22 protein-coding genes and 1 pseudogene are annotated in these 17170 nt (G+C 36.2%); 2 read left to right on the top strand and 21 right to left on the bottom strand.

Annotated elements, in window-relative coordinates; genetic code table 11:
* Window positions 1-2: 2 nt before the first annotated feature.
* Both DXB39_RS00120 and DXB39_RS00115 read right to left on the bottom strand, forming a co-directional pair.
* Complete coding sequence (locus DXB39_RS00120; RefSeq protein ID WP_117842052.1) at window positions 3-1025, bottom strand: hypothetical protein; 1023 nt, start codon at window positions 1023-1025, stop codon at window positions 3-5.
* 50 nt (window positions 1026-1075) lie between these two features.
* On the bottom strand, window positions 1076-1783 hold the full coding sequence (locus DXB39_RS00115) for a hypothetical protein (protein WP_117842053.1): 708 nt from the start codon (window positions 1781-1783) through the stop codon (window positions 1076-1078).
* A 390-nt stretch (window positions 1784-2173) separates the two neighbouring features.
* Here DXB39_RS00115 and DXB39_RS00110 point away from each other — a divergent pair, with 390 nt between their 5' ends.
* A complete protein-coding gene (locus tag DXB39_RS00110; RefSeq protein WP_117842054.1) occupies window positions 2174-3277 on the top strand; it encodes a CPBP family glutamic-type intramembrane protease in 1104 nt (367 codons plus the stop codon).
* 82 nt (window positions 3278-3359) lie between these two features.
* On the opposite strand, the gene DXB39_RS00105 is transcribed toward DXB39_RS00110, so the two are convergent.
* The 5 genes from DXB39_RS00105 to DXB39_RS00085 all read right to left on the bottom strand — a co-directional run bounded on the left by DXB39_RS00105 (window position 3360) and on the right by DXB39_RS00085 (window position 6597).
* On the bottom strand, window positions 3360-3632 hold the full coding sequence (locus DXB39_RS00105; protein WP_117842055.1) for a Fur family transcriptional regulator: 273 nt from the start codon (window positions 3630-3632) through the stop codon (window positions 3360-3362).
* An 18-nt stretch (window positions 3633-3650) separates the two neighbouring features.
* On the bottom strand, window positions 3651-3788 hold the full coding sequence (locus DXB39_RS00100) for a FeoB-associated Cys-rich membrane protein (protein ID WP_117842056.1): 138 nt from the start codon (window positions 3786-3788) through the stop codon (window positions 3651-3653).
* 28 nt (window positions 3789-3816) lie between these two features.
* Window positions 3817-5982 carry a ferrous iron transport protein B gene (gene feoB, locus DXB39_RS00095; protein WP_117842057.1) on the bottom strand — a complete coding sequence of 722 codons (2166 nt, stop codon included), beginning with the start codon at window positions 5980-5982 and terminating at the stop codon, window positions 3817-3819.
* Window positions 5983-6143: 161 nt separating this feature from the next.
* Window positions 6144-6365 carry a FeoA family protein gene (locus tag DXB39_RS00090; protein WP_022242378.1) on the bottom strand — a complete coding sequence of 74 codons (222 nt, stop codon included), beginning with the start codon at window positions 6363-6365 and terminating at the stop codon, window positions 6144-6146.
* A 19-nt stretch (window positions 6366-6384) separates the two neighbouring features.
* Complete coding sequence (locus DXB39_RS00085; RefSeq protein ID WP_117699278.1) at window positions 6385-6597, bottom strand: FeoA family protein; 213 nt, start codon at window positions 6595-6597, stop codon at window positions 6385-6387.
* Between the two features lie 219 nt (window positions 6598-6816).
* On the opposite strand from DXB39_RS00085, the gene DXB39_RS00080 reads away from it, so the two are divergent.
* Complete coding sequence (locus DXB39_RS00080) at window positions 6817-7179, top strand: metal-dependent transcriptional regulator (protein ID WP_117842058.1); 363 nt, start codon at window positions 6817-6819, stop codon at window positions 7177-7179.
* A gap of 2 nt (window positions 7180-7181) precedes the next feature.
* Here the strand turns inward: DXB39_RS00080 and DXB39_RS00075 are convergent, their stop codons facing one another.
* The 14 genes and pseudogenes from DXB39_RS00075 to DXB39_RS14695 form a co-directional block, all read right to left on the bottom strand.
* Window positions 7182-7856, bottom strand: a complete 675-nt coding sequence (locus DXB39_RS00075; RefSeq protein ID WP_117842059.1) for a YoaK family protein — start codon at window positions 7854-7856, stop codon at window positions 7182-7184.
* A 67-nt stretch (window positions 7857-7923) separates the two neighbouring features.
* Window positions 7924-8193, bottom strand: coding sequence for a type II toxin-antitoxin system antitoxin SocA domain-containing protein (locus tag DXB39_RS00070; protein WP_117842060.1), 270 nt, complete (start codon window positions 8191-8193; stop codon window positions 7924-7926).
* Window positions 8194-8576: 383 nt separating this feature from the next.
* Window positions 8577-8729 carry a hypothetical protein gene (locus tag DXB39_RS14705; RefSeq protein WP_158565924.1) on the bottom strand — a complete coding sequence of 51 codons (153 nt, stop codon included), beginning with the start codon at window positions 8727-8729 and terminating at the stop codon, window positions 8577-8579.
* 392 nt (window positions 8730-9121) lie between these two features.
* Window positions 9122-9700 (bottom strand): hypothetical protein, encoded by a 579-nt coding sequence (locus tag DXB39_RS00060; protein ID WP_199535090.1) that lies wholly within the window; start codon window positions 9698-9700, stop codon window positions 9122-9124.
* Between the two features lie 24 nt (window positions 9701-9724).
* Complete coding sequence (locus DXB39_RS15235) at window positions 9725-9964, bottom strand: DUF6572 domain-containing protein (protein ID WP_334294233.1); 240 nt, start codon at window positions 9962-9964, stop codon at window positions 9725-9727.
* Window positions 9965-11251: 1287 nt separating this feature from the next.
* Window positions 11252-11959, bottom strand: coding sequence for a PoNi-like cognate immunity protein (locus DXB39_RS14855; RefSeq protein WP_117901594.1), 708 nt, complete (start codon window positions 11957-11959; stop codon window positions 11252-11254).
* Window positions 11960-11970: 11 nt separating this feature from the next.
* Window positions 11971-13467: a hypothetical protein gene (locus tag DXB39_RS00035; RefSeq protein WP_117901593.1), complete on the bottom strand. Its 1497-nt coding sequence runs from the start codon at window positions 13465-13467 to the stop codon at window positions 11971-11973.
* A 692-nt stretch (window positions 13468-14159) separates the two neighbouring features.
* Window positions 14160-14270, bottom strand: a pseudogene (locus tag DXB39_RS15310) (IS200/IS605 family transposase); the annotation flags it as partial.
* A gap of 194 nt (window positions 14271-14464) precedes the next feature.
* On the bottom strand, window positions 14465-14806 hold the full coding sequence (locus DXB39_RS00030) for a hypothetical protein (RefSeq protein ID WP_118544594.1): 342 nt from the start codon (window positions 14804-14806) through the stop codon (window positions 14465-14467).
* A 10-nt stretch (window positions 14807-14816) separates the two neighbouring features.
* A complete protein-coding gene (locus DXB39_RS00025) occupies window positions 14817-15044 on the bottom strand; it encodes a hypothetical protein (RefSeq protein WP_117842386.1) in 228 nt (75 codons plus the stop codon).
* 4 nt (window positions 15045-15048) lie between these two features.
* A complete protein-coding gene (locus DXB39_RS00020) occupies window positions 15049-15384 on the bottom strand; it encodes a hypothetical protein (RefSeq protein WP_117842385.1) in 336 nt (111 codons plus the stop codon).
* A 410-nt stretch (window positions 15385-15794) separates the two neighbouring features.
* A complete protein-coding gene (locus DXB39_RS15305) occupies window positions 15795-15935 on the bottom strand; it encodes a DNA/RNA non-specific endonuclease (RefSeq protein WP_442969660.1) in 141 nt (46 codons plus the stop codon).
* Window positions 15936-16068: 133 nt separating this feature from the next.
* A complete protein-coding gene (locus DXB39_RS00010) occupies window positions 16069-16485 on the bottom strand; it encodes an immunity 70 family protein (protein ID WP_117842384.1) in 417 nt (138 codons plus the stop codon).
* 13 nt (window positions 16486-16498) lie between these two features.
* Window positions 16499-17170 (bottom strand): hypothetical protein (locus DXB39_RS14695; protein ID WP_199535103.1); only part of this gene is annotated, 672 nt, incomplete at its 5' end.

The following is a 17170-nucleotide window of genomic DNA, read 5'->3' as shown; positions in this document are numbered from 1 at the left end:
CCTTATGGAGCTACCAAAGCCCCCATTATTGACGCTCCACCCGTGGGTGCCATAAATGCCACTGCAACTGCCCATTTTGTCAAAAAATACAAGCCATATGCTATTCCTAAAACTATAGCTAAATCGCGAACCTTTTCTCCATCTATCTGATACTCATGTTCTGGTATAGGATTCCTTTCCATAGCTGTTTCTTTTACCGTTATTGGAATTGCCTCCCATTCTGGCATTTCTGTATTGTTTGCTTTTTTTACTTCAATAGATGAAGCTACTTTTACATTATCTTCAAGAGTTTTTTCAATTTCATACTTCACACTTGATGTTCCTAGTGATATACCATGTCCTAATGACACTTCCATATTTCCTTCGGTTGCAATAATTGAAACTGAAGCCTCACCATCTTCGCTCAATTCTCCTGCTACTGAAAGTTTATTATCAAACAAATATTCACTTGATATTTTAAAAGACTGTAGCATTATCTGTTGTTTCTCTATTGCAAAGTTAATCGTTGATTGGTTTCCAAAATTTGTTGTTCCCTTCACGCTGACACAATAGGTTGCCGTCATATCTACCCCTAGTGGAACTGTAACCTCATATAATCCATCCTCTAATTCTACTTCCGGAATGATTGATAGTACCCATGCTGCAATACGGTTTATATACTCTAATTGCTCCTTTTTAGAAAGTGCTTCAAATTCATCATACGTCAGATTTAATCTTGAAACGGAAATAATATACTCTGCTGCTTCTTCTGCCTTTCCATCTTTCATTAAATTTCTTACAACACTCTGCTGCATCTGGTCTAATCGTTCCCTGTCAGCCTCCAGTGTTGTTCTTAATTTTTCTATATCAAGATTTCCACCATTCGGATTAATATTATCTGCTAAATCTGTAAAATATGTAATTATTGCATTTCCTGCTGTTACCAGTCCTGCAACTGTTCCGATATATCTGGTATCAACCTGCTGCACATCTGAAAAAATTTGCATTAACAGTTCTTTTGCCCCTGGCGAAAAATCTCTCGTCATATTTTTCTTTCCTCTTATATCAAAACATTCTTAATATCATACTAAGCAATTTATATATTTTCCCAATTTTCATCCGATAAACGGAATCCTTCATCCGGATATTCTATATTAATTAATTCTTTTCCGGTGTCCCAATCCTCTGTAATAACCTGAACTGCCCAATCTGTATTTCCATTAAGGACCTGATATATCTCCGAATGATATAACAATGCTGTAAGATAAGACATAAAAGAAGTCATTTTCTCTTGGTCTAATACTTCTTTTGTAACATCAATTTGCAAAGTTTTATAATCTTTCTCAAAATTAAAATTGTATACTTTACTTTCTTTTTGTTGCTGTAATATATCATCTATTTTTTCTTTTAACTTACTTATCCATTTTTCCCTTTGCTCCTTAGTCATTTCTACTACTATATCCTGACTATCATCTATATAAACATACTGGCAATACTTTGTTTCTCTTATTCCAAATATGTATGATTCTTCATCCATAAACGCAATTGGAATAACATACTTTTCCAATCCTGCGTTATCATAATTCTCATAATAATCCTTGATAATATCATAATTTTCCGGTGCATCTGTTGTTGTCATTCCAAACAAATTCTCATCTGCACTCAATACTACTTTTTCTGACGCCAGAACATTTTTCTGTTCATCCGAATATGTCTGTTCTCTTTTATACTGCATCAATGCAACAGCTATTCCGATTACAAATAATGCTATAACAATTAACCCTGCCACATTACTTTTCTTCATGTTTAAGCTCCTCTTTTATCAGAAGAACTGCCTGTTTTTTACAGGCAATCCTCCCAACTTATTTTTGCAATTATGTTATATTAAATTGTTTTATAAATTATTTGGGATACTTGCCGGAGAATTCCGACATATATGAACTTCCTTATTCTATAAAAGATGTAAGTGTTATTTTCATAGCCCACACTCCCATTGTTTACTCAACAATCACTTAATAGCTTAAACATTTTACTTTTTTCTGTCAATTAGCATTTTAGATAAAACACACTATTGTATTTGTATAATTTTCACAAAAGCGAATTATATAACTTTTACATTTCATTATGTACTTCCGGAAATATATGCTATAATGGACGCATATTTGATTCATTTACTAAGGAGAGGTATTTTACAATGAAAGAAAAATTTAAAAATCTGTCAGCACCCGTTGGAATTGTGCTGTCTATTGTAGCGGTTATTCTTTTTACCGGGTTATTGTTGGGGCTTGGCTTTGTTTTAGGAAAAATTCCGGGATTAAATGAACAAAACGACTACCTGCTTCAGGCAATCGCAGAATTTATCATTCTGATTGTTTTCCTGATTATAACCCTTGTGATTGGTTATACCCGCATCTTTACGGAAAATGTTGCCGGCTGGCTCAGAAGTTTATATACCGGCGGTTTCTTTGTGGTTTACTGTCTGTTCAGCCTTATTGCACAGATTTATCTTTGCGGTATGTCAAAAGTTGGAAATGTAAGACCTGCTTTGGAAATTATATTCTATATAGTTGCTATTTTTCTGGTTGGACTGGTAGAAGAACTGGTCTTCCGAGGTGTCATTTTTAATCTGTTACTGAACAGTTTTCCAAAAACAAGAAAAGGAATTACCGGTGCCATTGTTTTAGGCGGCGTCCTCTTTGGTCTGATGCATTTTGTAAATATCCTTTCCGGAGTGAAATTTACAAGTGCGCTGATTCAGGTTATCTCTGCTGCTTTGATGGGTATTTTATTCTGTACGATATATGCATCTACCCGCAATTTCTGGATGCTTGTCATTTTCCATGCCCTTGTTGATTTTGCCAGCCTGCTTTCCACCGGAATTTTCGATGCTGGAAATATTGTGTCCCAGATCAATACTTTCTCCGCAATTAATTCCCTGTCATTTATCATGCTGGCGATTCCGATGTTTGTCATGCTGCGTAAATCCAGACGCATCCGCTTAGAGATGCTCTACAACAACGTTCCGATTTATGATGATGAACACGAAGCTAAGATGCTTTCCATTGTATCTCTTGTTCTTGGCATTATCAGTCTGGTACTTTCCTGCATCGGCTATCTGATTGGGCTTGGTATTGTGGGCATTTTTGCAGCAATTCTTTCCAAGAAAGCCAAGCCATATAATAACTCTATGGCTACTGCCGGAATGATTACTTCCATCATAGGAATTATCCTTTCTGCCATTGCTGTGGTTCTTCTCAGCGTGGTCTATTCCAGTGATATGATGACGCAGTTTATGTAAAAGTTCAACATGAAAAGCCCGGATTGCTCCGGGCTTTTCTTCTACATTGTCTACATTGTTTAAATTTTTTCGGATACGAGGGCTATGCTTCTTCTGCCTTGTCATCCAGATTTACTACGATTATATTTTTTCTTGTAACTGCGCCAATCTCTTCCAATGCATTGAGCATACGGTATACGGTTGCTGTTCCAATGCTTTTGTCTTTCTTGGACGCTCTGTAATAAATTTCCTTACAACTGGAGCAGTTATCTTCTAAGATAATATCCAAAAGGATACGACGCTGCTTTGTCATCCGGCATCCCCGGTCTTTCAGCATCTTAATTATCTTGTCTCTGGTCTGTGTCGTCTGCGTCATGCCTGCCTCCAATCTAGATTAATGGCAATGTCCATCACAGTGCTTGCAGTTCACACCACACTGCAGTGATTTTCCTGCCTTTTTGTCTTTAACCATGCTTCGAATTATAAGTGCAACGATTGCTACAACTACAGCTCCTACAATAACTGTACCCACCGTAATCACTCCTTTCTGTTATGGCGAATTATTTTGCTTTTACTGTTACATTTAAGGTCTGGCTTTCCTTATAAGGACGGAACAGAAGATAAATGAATCCGATGATTAAAAGGAATGCTACTACTGTTCCAACACCAAATGTTCCTGCTGTAATCAAAGAACCAATCTGGAAGATACATAAGGATACAACATATGCAAGAATGCACTGATATCCGATTGCGAACCAGAACCATTTTGTATTGTTCATCTCACGTTTGATTGCTCCCATTGCTGCGAAACATGGTGCACACAGTAAGTTGAATACTAAGTAAGAATATGCTGCAAGTGCAGTCATGCTGCTTGCAAGGTTACCCCAGATTTCCGCTCCGTCTTCTGCAACTTCTGCAAATCCGAATAACTGTCCGATTGTTCCTACTACGTTCTCTTTTGCGATTAATCCGGTAATTGCTGCAACGGTCATCTTCCAGTTGCCCCATCCAAGAGGTGCGAAAATCCATGCAACTGCATTACCAATCTTAGCTAAGATACATTCTGCCTGAGCTGCTTCCAGAGCGGTTCCTTCCAGTCCGTCGAAGCTTAACATTCCGAAGCTTCCGTCTGTCCATCCAAAGTTCATTAAGAACCAGACTACGATAGTTGATAAGAGGATGATGGTACCAGCCTTCTTAATAAAGGACCAGCCTCTCTCCCACATGCTTCTTAATACATTTCCAACTGTTGGCCAGTGATATGCCGGTAACTCCATAACGAATGGTGCCGGATCTCCAGCGAACATCTTTGTTTTCTTTAAGATAATACCGGAGCAGATGATTGCTGCGATACCAACGAAATATGCACTTGGTGCTACCCAGGAAGCTCCATCAAATAATGCACCTGCGATCAATGCAATGATTGGAAGTTTTGCTCCACATGGGATAAATGTTGTTGTCATGATTGTCATCTTACGGTCTCTGTCATTTTCAATGGTTCTGGATGCCATAACTCCAGGAACACCACAACCACTACCGATTAACATCGGGATAAATGATTTTCCGGAAAGACCGAATTTACGGAAGATACGGTCCATGATAAATGCGACACGAGCCATATAACCGCAGGACTCTAAGAATGCCAGGAAGATAAATAATACCAGCATCTGCGGTACGAATCCGAGAACCGCACCAACACCGGAGATAATACCATCTACGATAAGACCTGTCAGCCAGTCTGCACATCCGATATTTTCAAAGAAGTTCTGTGCTGCCGGGATAATCCACTCACCAAAGAGAGTATCATTGGTCCAGTCTGTTAAAATGGAACCTACTGTTGTTACAGATACATAATATACAATCCACATAACTACTGCGAAGATTGGCAGTGCCAGCCAGCGGTTTGTTACGATACGGTCAATCTTATCGGAAGTAGAAAGTGCTTTCTTGCCATTCTTGGTAATACACTCACCAATAATGCTTGAAATATATACATATCTTTCATTTGTGATAATACTTTCGGTATCATCATCAAATACATCTTCCATTTCTTTGATTTCTGCAGATACATCTGCTTTCTGTTTCATCTGCTCTGCAATCTTATCATCTTTCTCAAGAAGTTTGATTGCGAAGAAACGTTTCTGTTCTTCCGGAATGTCACTTCCTAATTTTTCTTCTGCTTTGCGGATGATGTCCTCCGCTTCTTTCGAGAACTCATGTACCGGAGCTCCGGCTTTCTGTTTTGCAGCTTCGATTGCCTTCTCTGCTGCAGCCATGATTCCGGTTCCTTTTAATGCAGAAATCTCAACTACTTCGCATCCTAATTTTTTAGAAAGCTTGTCGATATGTATCTGGTCTCCGGATTTCTTTACCAAGTCCATCATGTTTACAGCCATGATAACCGGAATTCCCAGTTCCATTAACTGTGTAGAAAGATAAAGGTTTCTTTCAATATTTGTTCCATCTACAATATTTAAGATTGCATCCGGACGTTCGTTAATCAGGTAGTTTCTTGCAACAACTTCTTCCAGTGTATATGGTGATAAGGAATAGATACCTGGTAAGTCCATGATTGTTACATCCTTATGACCTTTTAACTTTCCTTCTTTTTTCTCTACAGTTACGCCCGGCCAGTTACCTACGAACTGGTTAGAACCTGTCAGAGCATTAAATAATGTGGTTTTTCCACTGTTGGGATTTCCTGCTAATGCAATTTTAATCGCCATCTTTTTTACTCCTCTTTTCTTCTTTCTTTTATCATTTTTGAATTTCCTGCATAGAGCCTTTCTATGCTGTTAGTCCGATATTTCTTTTGTTAGTCGGGCTGTTTCAATGTTAGCTTAGCATTCCTTATGTTAGCATTTACTAACCTATATGCAAAAAAAATTTATTCTACTTCAATCATTTCTGCATCTGCTTTACGAAGAGAAAGCTCATAGCCACGAACTGTCACCTCTACCGGATCACCGAGTGGAGCAACCTTTCTTACATAAACGTCCACGCCCTTGGTAATACCCATGTCCATGATACGTCTCTTTACCGGTCCCTCTCCGGACAGCTTTTTCACCTTTACGGTCTGACCGCAGGCTACTTCTTTTAATGTCTTCATAATTTCCTCCTTCTGGCTGTTACACCATAATCTTATTTGCCATGTCTTTTCCAATTGCTACTCTGGATTCTTTGACATTTACAATCATATTTCCATTTACCTCAGATACTACTGTTACTGTACCACCGGCAACAAAGCCAAGGTTCTCAAGAAATCTTCTTGTTTCTTCTTTACCACCGACCTTCTTAATTACGTTCGGCTCTCCTTCTTTTACCATAGATAAAGGCATCATACTCTCCTCTTTTCTATTGTGCTATTGTTAATTTTTTCTCATTTCATTGGTTAGTATATTCTAACTACCATTAGTTGTCAAGAACGTTTTTGAGAAATTTTTATCATTAAGAAACATTTTTTAGATTCACTTTATGATTTGATATGTTCGGCTTAATATGTTATACTTACCTAAATTCATGTATTATTATAGAAAAAACGTTAATGGGGGTGTTGTTATATGGCAACAAATGAATCAGCAGAAAATTATCTTGAGACTATTCTTATGCTGAGCAAAAAGCTTCCTGTGGTTCGTTCTGTAGATATTGCCAATGAACTTGGCTTTAAGAAATCCAGTGTCAGCATTGCAATGAAGAATTTAAGAGAAAAGAATCATATTACGGTAACCGATTCCGGCTTCATCTATCTTACCGACTCCGGTCGTGAAATTGCAGAAATGATTTATGAACGTCATGAATTTCTTTCTACCTGGTTAGTAAGTCTTGGTGTGCCAAAGGAAATCGCAACAGAAGATGCATGCAAAATGGAACATGTTATCAGTAAAGAAAGCTTTACCGCAATCAAAAAAGCTTTGAAGCAGTAATACTACTGCTCCAAAGCTTTTTCTTTGTCTACAAACATCATAATGAATGCCATGAACAACACGGCTGCACATATCAGAATTGCCTTTTCTGCCAGTAATTTCACAAAAGCATTTCCAATAATCGCCCCTATTATAAACATCAGGATAATGCCATAATACAGCATTCCCTTAAATGCGGATTCTTTATTCTTCGTATAATGATAGTCACACCAGTTCTGTGTCCCGCTTCTTAAGTTTCCGATGCACATCGTGGTTGCAATTCCGTTTCCATGAATCTTCCGGAAGCTCTCCACCTGTATGCCACATGCCAGTGAAGTCAGACTGTTGGCTGCCAGATTCATGCTCTGTGGAAAAAAGCATACCACAAATAGTACCAGTGCTTCACACAATACAGAAAGCTGCCGCCAGTGAAACAGGCTCTTATCTTTTGCGTGCATCCGCACCACATCTGCCAATGCTATTCCGATTGCAAAAGCCAGCACCGGGAACAGATAATGCAATGCCATTCCCCAGTTTCTCTCCGATAAATTGATTCCGAGCAATAACATATTTCCCGTCTGCGCATTAGCAAATACTCCATCCCTGCACATATAGGAATATGCATCCATAAATCCTCCAGCCAACGCCAGCACGATTCCAAGTTCTATTGATTCCGACATCTGTCTGGAACGCCTCATAATTATCATCCTCTCATCCTTGGTTTTCTTCTTATTATACTATGGGTGTCAAGGGGTGGGATTCAAACTATATCTTTAACGTAGCCATAATATACGAAACTATTTTTTCTTCTGTATTCAGTTGCTTATCCACAAAATATTTTTTTAAAGATGTTTCATCTATTACTTCATTCCCCGGCTCATCATCTTTATATGCAATTCTTTTTTCAATCCAGGGGGCTTGCGAATGACTGATTAATTCAAGTGTTTTTGGTGAATAAACTCCAAATGTTTTAATTACTAAATCTATTGCTTTTATTTCATCAGCAGTAAGCTTCGATAACATGCATGCATTCATGCCTGACACTCCTCTAATAATAATCTCTTTCCATTTAACGCATAATTAACGCCATTCGAAAATGCTAATAATTTTTCTAATGCAAGAGGGGGAACCTCCCCCAAATTTGTAATAATATAATTAAATAAATGGATAGACTCCTTATTTCCAGCACAAAAAAGAGTATCTGTATTCACCATTTTGGTTTAACAAATACTCTCTCTATCAAAATATTTTTTAATTCCGGTGTGCTATTTCATCATACCATTTCATAAACACTTCCTCTTTATCAGTAGCATATATAAATGTTTTATTCTTGTATTGACTTACAACAATGGAAAACAGTTTACAATATCTTTGGGGATCAAGAGGATTGTCCATTTTTCCGTGCCAACTTTCCAGAATTATTCCTCTTTACTTTTTTCTAACTGATACCATTCTTCTAAAACATCATATGCGGTCTTCTTTTTATCATTGCTAAATATTATGTCATATTTATAATCTGCATTTAATCTATTAGCTGCAACATCATATACCAGTTTAATCTGCGTTGGCATTTCCTTTTGATGTTCCTGACATACCTTTTTGAGAGCCACGATATCATCATTAATAATATTAACTGCTTGCGATTGTCTAGGTATCGAAACATCGTATTCTTTTTGCCCCTCTACTATAACATCATTTAGCCGATTCTTCTTTACAATTTTACCATTAACTTAAAAAAAGAAACCACTTGATAGCATACCTTTTTCGCAAGAACAATAAATATAAATCCTCTCTGCTCTTTTTTCCACATATTACAGGCATATTGCCACCATATCCGCCTGTATTTCTGAAAAATAATCTTCAAACACTTTTTTCATTGCTTTTCCTCCCTTATATTTAAATATTTTAAAATCCTAATTAGTAATAATCTACACTGTAACAAAAGTTGCGAAAATTAAATATTCTACACTTCTAATAAAAGCCATTCAAAAAAAGTTTTTCCTTCATTTTTATATTCCCCCTCATCCCCCTTTGCAATCGAATCTTGTGCTATTTCTATAGCTTCTTTCGTTTTTCCCATATGCAAATATGCTAAACACTCCAATATTTTATCGTCCACATCATTTTCTTCATGAATTATGTATTCATCAATATTATAATTCTGCATAAACTTATGACTATACTCATCTAATAACCCTACAAGGTATTCTGCTTGTTCATCATACTGATTTGTAAGCTCCATTTCACCCTTTTTCAATAATACGGACGGTGCCCTAAATGCTCCACATGCTCTTAAAGAATCACTATGCTTCGCATTATCTTCCATTTGCATGATTTTCCAGAAAATATTATCATAGTCATATTCTTTAATATACATCCGATATATCATTTTCTGAGAATTAACAATAAGAAAATCACAAAATATATATGCATTTTCCCGAGTTGTATAAATACTATTATCCCTTATTCTATACCCCTTTTTCTTTACAATTGTACGTATTGAACTAATTAACAATTTCTGTTGATTTTTATCAAGTTTCATAATTTATTCTCCTGAAATAGAATACTATATTTTAATGCCAAGCTCTGCGACTACATTTTGAACCGACTGTAAAAACTTCTCTGCATTCGATGTAATATTATACAAAAAATGAATTTCAATAATTCCATACTCTATATCATCCTCTTTGTATATCTCATTATACTGTTTTTCTTCAAGAAAAGATATATATGTATTAATTTTTTCTTGTAATGCTAACAAATGATGATATTCATCTTCTAAATATTTTAAACTTTCTTTATACAGATTTTTTCCAATTGCTTTTAATGGATTAAAATTTTTATGAACTGTATCTTTAAATAATTCATTCTATTTTCCAATTCAAATTCTAATAATCCATATTTTTTTAAGAAATATATATTTTTATCAGTTAATAAAAAACCTCTGCTTTTAAGAGTATCTATTACCTCACCAACATCAATTTGTCTTTCTGCTGACCATTGCATCTGCCTAAAATTTTACCACATATTTGCTATTTTCTCTACCTATCTCCACCATCATTTCCCACTATCGGCATACGGTACTCCGTACTGTTCTTTAACATCCCATAAATAACACCGATTAAACGTTGGGATATACAAATCAATGCTGGCTAGATTTACATTCTGCTTTACGTTTCTCATAATACGCTCGAAAAGCTGAATGTCTTGGTATACCCTTTGATGATACCTGTATCATCTGGATTGCCCTGTAACAGAAAAATAGGAGATGCACCATAGCCCATAGCAGCTACGGAACCTCTCCTATTATGTGTTTTTGTTTAGGTAGAATGAGAAATTTTCATCCCCATATTCCATCTGTTGCATACCATTGTAACATGGGTGTTTTAAAGCGTTAAGGAAAATATCAAAAAATTATTACTCTCACATAATTAAAATTATATTGTTTCATAATAATTTATTCTAAAATGAAATCATCAGGAAAAATAGGACATACTATCTCCTTACTTAACAACCCACATAAAAAGTCTTCCATACTCATTATCTCAACCGAAAAAATATAGGTTCATACCAGCAGTAATATCAATCTGCTTGGCAAGGTATCTCCTGAGTTTTCGCAGGAACAGCTTTACATCCAGAAAGGCTTGTTTCGTATTCCCACCTCGGCAAAATTTTACTAGCAACTCCAACATACGGGGACTTGTTCCGCAAATCTTTATAGAACATTTATTATCGCTTACTGGAACAAATTCCTTACACAAATCTTCCACGGTCTTACCCTTTAGATACTTTCTGGCTGGGTAATGCTCCCGGAAATATACTCTTCTGCCAAATCGATATCTTTTGTTATGTCCAAATCAGGAAATTTCTCCTTATATTTTATGGTTGCGACGTAGCATCTGGAAATATTGTATTCCAGTCCATTAGTTTCTAAAAACTCAATATTGGCTTGTCCATGCCCTCTACCCTTCGTTTTAGATATAGCACCTGTCTTTGGATTGGGGCAATACTCAGAATAATACCAACTATATTAATTATTTCACTATATGATTTACACAAAAGTTGAAACTGTCTTGTACAACCATAATAAATTTTATTTTTTATAGTGAACCAAGTCATAGGGATAATATGGTACATCCTTTAAGCTACTATCATCCAGATTTAGTATTTTAGCAATAGCACCTGCTTCAAAACTCCAATACCCATAATACACATTTTTGCTTGATTTATGACTATCATACCAAGCACATTCCCTATGTATTTCGTACCATTTTTCCTGTAAATACTCTTTCAATGCTTCACAAGCTATTATTTCATCATTATCCAAAATTTTTTTTAAGCATTCGTATACTTCAAATTCAAACTCAACTCCTTCTCTCTCCCAAGTAGAATCAATTTCTTTAATCAAGAAATTGACTAAATAGTCATCAAACTTTTCAGATATAAGCCTCTGCTCTAATTCAAATATGTCACTCCTATTAACTTTGAACAATACTCCCAATGAAAGCACTTTTACCAACTCAATATAGCCATATTTTCTGTCCCACATCTTGCTATAATAAAACAATAATTTTTTGTAACATTCTTCAATCGTTTCCAAATTTTCTCCTGAAGAATATAATAAATTGATTTCTTTTTCATAGGAATTAATTAAAATACTATATCCATTACGAGTACTTCTATCTAATTCTCCTTTTTCAAGAGCTGTTTTTTTTACGGCATCTTCGAACATTATTATATATTTTCTTTCCTTTTGGATTAAAGTGTTAAAATAATGTTCATCTTTCATTCTATCTCTCATTTTTCATTCTCCTATTGTTTGATTCCATCAATTAATTCTGTTATATCAATTCCACCATCTGATGAGACATGAACCAATGTAGAACCTACATTATCTGGATTTAAAATCATTTCCATTTTAATATCATTGGCAATCTCTTCACCAACAGCATTTTCTAATCTATCAATTATCCATTTATCACTCATCTGTGGAGTTCCATCAGCCAGTATTGACAACCTTGAGCTACCATACTTTGCCTCTCCAATTATGTATGGTGGATGACCATCTGGATTATAATATACTCCATCAATTCCATGATGCGTTGGAGTATTCAAATCGGTCACTCTATCGAGACTTATTCTCTCGTATCCTTGACTTTTAAAATACACATCCATCTTCATCTCACCATAATTACCTTTTTGAATGTTATTACTTAATGGAACATCTCCATTCTCTACCCCCTTTACAATATCGTATACAAAGTCTATACCACTCTCCCCTACATTTCCCAACTGCTGCGGTCTTTTTACGTTATTTACTACTTCCAGCTCTGCCTCACTGAGCGTTCCATATGTTGCTATTCCGGTTAATGAACCAACTACAAAGCCTGCCAGTGGACTGTTGGTTGCTTCTGTCATGCTCTTTTCCACATAGCTGCTGGCTGCCATTGTCAGTCCCTGCTTGACATACTCTGTCACTACTGCCCTGCCGATGGATGTTCCTGCACTTACTGCTGCATTAGCCGCCATTCCTCCTGTCAGTATCAGAGAAGCAGCGATTGTCAAAACATTTCCTATTAAATAATAGAGGTCCGGATTACTGGCAAATACTGTATCACGGATTGGATTAACCGATACCAGCCTTGGGTCTCCTGTCACTCCCGCATATATATCCTGACTTCCTTCTACTGCATTTGCACATCCATATGAAGCTGTGCCTAATCCAATTGCTACAACTCCAACGGTTGTCACCAGTGGAAGTGCCATACCACAGGTTGCTACGACAAGCATTCCTCCCAGAATCATGGTTCCGACTCCGGCAATCGTCTTCACAATGCCTTCTTCTGTTCTCAGCCGGATAGATTCCTGCCACTGCTGTTGCTGCAGTTCATAGAACTCCTCACAGGAGTTTACCCTGTCCTTCACCTGTTCGAGATATGTACTTAACATTCCATCCATCATCTGTGCCAGTTGAAAAGACTCTGTTGCATTCACAACCGATGCATCATATGCACTGATTGTAGCACTACTGCCACCTAACTGTCCACCAATAATACTGCGAAGATAGCCTGCCATCATATCGATGGGATACATATCTGCATGGCTGTGTGCCTCTTCATATTCCCCTATCTGTGTGCGGACATTCTGCACTCCGGCAAGCGCATTGTCAAAGCAGCTTTCCATACAGGTTGTAGAAAATCTGCCCACATCAAGATAAGCAGATAGTTCTCTCTCAATATCCGCCACTTCCTCTGCTACCACATCAAAGTCTGATCTTGCTCCCTGAATGTTCTCCTCCTGTCCCTCCATGCATCTCCGACATGATAGCAATCTCTACAATACTCTTCTTACCGCATCTATCTGTTCTATCCACCAGTCAATCTGTGCCAGAATCAGTTCCCGAATGCTGGTAATTTCTTCATATTTTACCTGAAATCCCATAACTTTCTCCACTCTCCCTATTTTGTCTTTATCATTTTCATCAAAGAAGCTTCTGCATCAACCAGTTCATCACGCAGTGTGAAAAGCTTCCCGACATCCTGCGTCAGGAGGCTCTAATAATAACTCATCAGACCAATTAACTGTGAAAAGCCCGCCCGGTACGCTGTCATGGCGTCCATTGATACATTTAAATTCGGAACTGTAAGCTATTTTCCTTCTACCTCACCGGATACCGTTGAAAAAGAATTTACCTTTGATGTATAAACATTGGTATCTAATTTTATCAGCATAATGATGCCATTCCTATTCTGTAAATGTTATTCCTGTTACTATTTCTTACACTTATATGCACATTAATATGCCTTACTACCTCCACCATTCGATTGTGTACCAAATAAAATTTAATTCGTTTTTAAATACCGCTGCTATTTCGTTTTTTATTTCGTTATTTTTCTAAGTCAGCAACCACCAGTTCAACTGATGGTTTGTTATAAGCCCTCCAAAGAGCTATGTTACCGCTCGCCCAAAAGGGCGGTGTCGCAATCATTTTTACTGGTCCGCTATAAAGCGGTACTTCTTGAATCTTCTTTTCTCGATTCCTCTGCTTGCTCTTTTATATATTTTTGTACTGCTTCGTCTGTGATATTACCGATTGTTTCTACATAATATCCTATTTATTTTTTTGCAACTTAAAATTCTCAAAAGTTATTTTACAATTATCACAAAGTGGATCATATTCTTCACTCCAAAATTTCTTGTATTTAAAAATATATTATCAATATCGGCTCCACCTAACAATGCATTATTAGTTGCAAATACTTCTGCACAGTTATTAACTAGCTTTTCACCTAGAAAATTAATCACCTTACCAATAAAGTAACTTTCTTATTTCATCCGATGTTCTTAATAATCTTTTCCATTCTTCAACTGTTCTTACCGCTTCTACACTAAGCAACTCTACATTTTTTTCTAATTGTATAAATGAATTTCTTAACTCTATGCTTTTTTCTAGTATATCATCATTAATCATACCTTCATCCAAAAGAAGATTTAATGTATCTTCATGTAGAAAACTAATCGCATCTATCGAAAATTCCTCAAATAGATTATGTTTAATTGTATCATCACTTTCTGTCAACAAATAACTTCCACATTCTTGAATTGTTTTTTTAAAGTTTTCATATCTTTCTTCTAATGAAATTATCATCTCAATACCTCTAATCATAAATTATAGTTGCTCTATCACCTTTCAGCGGGATATAAGTTTCAGGATTTACTACCTTTATTTTTCCAGTAGCCCCAGATGATATTCCATAATATGAACCTCCATGTTTGCCTCCGCCTGGATGATAAAATATAGAAACATCACCATTCATTAATTTCCAACCGCCACCATTGCTTCCATATACACCTCTTGTCCAATCATTTCCAAGAACCTTCTGCAATTCATCAGCAATATCCTTTCAAACGTGTTGGATCCCTAAAAATATCATCAACAGAATTAATATTCCAATGTACATTATCTGCACCATACTTTTCCTTTAAATATTCATTCCATTCAGCCCCACTTCTAGGTATTTCATTATCAAAATTAGTCTTTCTACCACTCTCCCCTACATTCCCCAGCTGCTGTTTTCTAAGTTCCAACAGCTCCTCCGGGTTTACTTTCTTTAATGCAAGTGCTTCGTCTACCTTTCCGATTCCTCTTATTTCTGCCTCTGTGAGCCCTTCCTTGCTTCCATTCTCAAGAAAATCAAGATATTTCTGGGCATCTTCCTTTGACATGCAGGATGCTGATTATTTGAAGTTTACACAGCAAGAGCAGGAACTATATTCCGTTGTGATTTCAGATATTCTTATACGAAGTCAATATTAAATATAGTCTTTCATAATGTTCCAAACTCTTTTTACTTCGTCATTATATTTCTCATTCAACTGATTTTTTAATTGAACATCTGCATCATAAATGATGAAATCGCCTAACCCACCTCTCGCAACTGCAAAAACTCTTCATTTCCTATCATTCTTCTATTTCCAATCTATTGTAATGTTCATTTTTTAATTCTCGAACTTTATCACACCACTCACTATCAAGGAGACCAAAATTACAATATAATTCCAGATAAGCAAAACGCATCGTTCTCATAATATCAATCTTTCCTGAAAACAATGCGTTTTAACCTTAACATCTACCTTTACTTTTTTCCCTCGCTTATAGCTTTTGCCCATTGATTTTCTATTTTCTTATATTGACTCAAATTAACATCTTTTGATTGAGATACTATATTATCCAAATTTGGTGAACCGCCAAACCTATCTCCAGCCTTGCGTAGCACCTTCGATACTTCATTTCATTTTTCCTTTACATTTTTTACATATCATTTTCTAATTGCCTGTCTATTATAACCATCTGAATTTTATATTAATCAAGTTTTCTGATAGTTTTGTTACTTATAAAACCATTTTCATCTATAACGACTCTATCTCTATTGGTAATCCTAACTCCTGACTTTTCTCTAAGGCATGTTTAAACAATGTTAAAAAATCTTCACCATCACTCGTCACAAAATAATTTGATAAATCAGTTATGTCCTTACTAATATTATCGCCCCATGGTGGCAGTTTTTTAATATCATCTATATCCCAAATTACTTTATTAGGTGATATTTTCCTTAATTCTTCTTTAATTGTATTCAATTCTATTAACGCTTTACTTACATTTTCACTCTCAAGACTTCCCTGATACAATTGATTCATTATCAGCGGAAATCTACTTCCCCAACTATTATTCTCTAAATTTACAGCAACTGTCGAAAAAAAACAATGTAAAAAATCTCCACTACCTATTTGATACCATAAAAAACCAACTTTAAATCCAACTGCCATATCATATACTCCTTTAACTTTCCTTAAATCTCACTTTTATTCCATTACTTGTTCGTTCCACAATATCATTATATAAAGCATTAAGATTATTTTGCGATATATTTTGACCTCGTATATCAATTAATACTGACTGTTCTGTTCCCTCTGGTAAATTACCTATTCTTTGATAATATTGTTTTTCAATATTTCTTGCCAAGTTGCTTCTACCAGATGCAGTTTCAATTTGATAATTCTTTACATCTATACTGAATCCATCCTTATACAAGTCCGGTCTAACACTTCCTTTTGTTCCATATGGAACTTCCTTTCCCTTTATGAATGATTTTTGTTCTAAATAATCTGGGAAATCTTTTGCTGCATCTAATTCAGCTTGTCTCCAAGATGGTCTCTTTGTTAAAGAAGTACCACTCTCCCCAACATTTCCCAACTGCTGCGGTCTTTTTACATTATTTACTACTTCCAGCTCTGTCTCACTGAGCGTTCCATATGTTGCCATTCCGGTTAGTGATCCAACTACAAAGCCTGCCAGTGGACTGTTGGTTGCTTCTGTCATTCTCTTGTCCACATAGCTGCTCGCTGCCACCGTCAGTCCCTGCTTTGCATACTCTGTTACTACTGCCCTGCCGATGGATGTTCCTGCACTTACTGCTGCATTTGCTGCCATTCCTCCGGTCAGTATCAGGGA

It is taken from the genome of Roseburia sp. OM03-7AC (assembly GCF_003462625.1).
Lineage (GTDB): Bacteria > Bacillota > Clostridia > Lachnospirales > Lachnospiraceae > Roseburia_C > Roseburia_C amylophila.
This window is presented reverse-complemented; position numbering and strand designations above follow the sequence as displayed.

Bases quoted from the DNA above. Each gene is read 5' to 3' on its own strand.
- DXB39_RS00070 (WP_117842060.1), bottom strand. From the start codon at position 8,193: ATGAATGCATGCATGTTATCGAAGCTTACTGCTGATGAAATAAAAGCA.
- DXB39_RS00035 (WP_117901593.1), bottom strand. From the start codon at position 13,467: ATGGAGGGACAGGAGGAGAACATTCAGGGAGCAAGATCAGACTTTGAT.
- DXB39_RS00090 (WP_022242378.1), bottom strand. From the start codon at position 6,365: ATGAAGACATTAAAAGAAGTAGCCTGCGGTCAGACCGTAAAGGTGAAA.
- DXB39_RS00030 (WP_118544594.1), bottom strand. From the start codon at position 14,806: ATGATAATTTCATTAGAAGAAAGATATGAAAACTTTAAAAAAACAATT.
- DXB39_RS00020 (WP_117842385.1), bottom strand. From the start codon at position 15,384: ATGTCAAAGGAAGATGCCCAGAAATATCTTGATTTTCTTGAGAATGGA.
- DXB39_RS00120 (WP_117842052.1), bottom strand. From the start codon at position 1,025: ATGACGAGAGATTTTTCGCCAGGGGCAAAAGAACTGTTAATGCAAATT.
- DXB39_RS00110 (WP_117842054.1), top strand. From the start codon at position 2,174: ATGAAAGAAAAATTTAAAAATCTGTCAGCACCCGTTGGAATTGTGCTG.
- DXB39_RS00115 (WP_117842053.1), bottom strand. From the start codon at position 1,783: ATGAAGAAAAGTAATGTGGCAGGGTTAATTGTTATAGCATTATTTGTA.
- DXB39_RS00060 (WP_199535090.1), bottom strand. From the start codon at position 9,700: ATGAAACTTGATAAAAATCAACAGAAATTGTTAATTAGTTCAATACGT.
- DXB39_RS00075 (WP_117842059.1), bottom strand. From the start codon at position 7,856: ATGAGGCGTTCCAGACAGATGTCGGAATCAATAGAACTTGGAATCGTG.
- DXB39_RS00080 (WP_117842058.1), top strand. From the start codon at position 6,817: ATGGCAACAAATGAATCAGCAGAAAATTATCTTGAGACTATTCTTATG.
- DXB39_RS14855 (WP_117901594.1), bottom strand. From the start codon at position 11,959: ATGAGAGATAGAATGAAAGATGAACATTATTTTAACACTTTAATCCAA.
- DXB39_RS00010 (WP_117842384.1), bottom strand. From the start codon at position 16,485: ATGGCAGTTGGATTTAAAGTTGGTTTTTTATGGTATCAAATAGGTAGT.
- DXB39_RS00085 (WP_117699278.1), bottom strand. From the start codon at position 6,597: ATGATGCCTTTATCTATGGTAAAAGAAGGAGAGCCGAACGTAATTAAG.
- DXB39_RS00105 (WP_117842055.1), bottom strand. From the start codon at position 3,632: ATGACGCAGACGACACAGACCAGAGACAAGATAATTAAGATGCTGAAA.
- DXB39_RS14705 (WP_158565924.1), bottom strand. From the start codon at position 8,729: ATGCCAACGCAGATTAAACTGGTATATGATGTTGCAGCTAATAGATTA.
- feoB (WP_117842057.1), bottom strand. From the start codon at position 5,982: ATGGCGATTAAAATTGCATTAGCAGGAAATCCCAACAGTGGAAAAACC.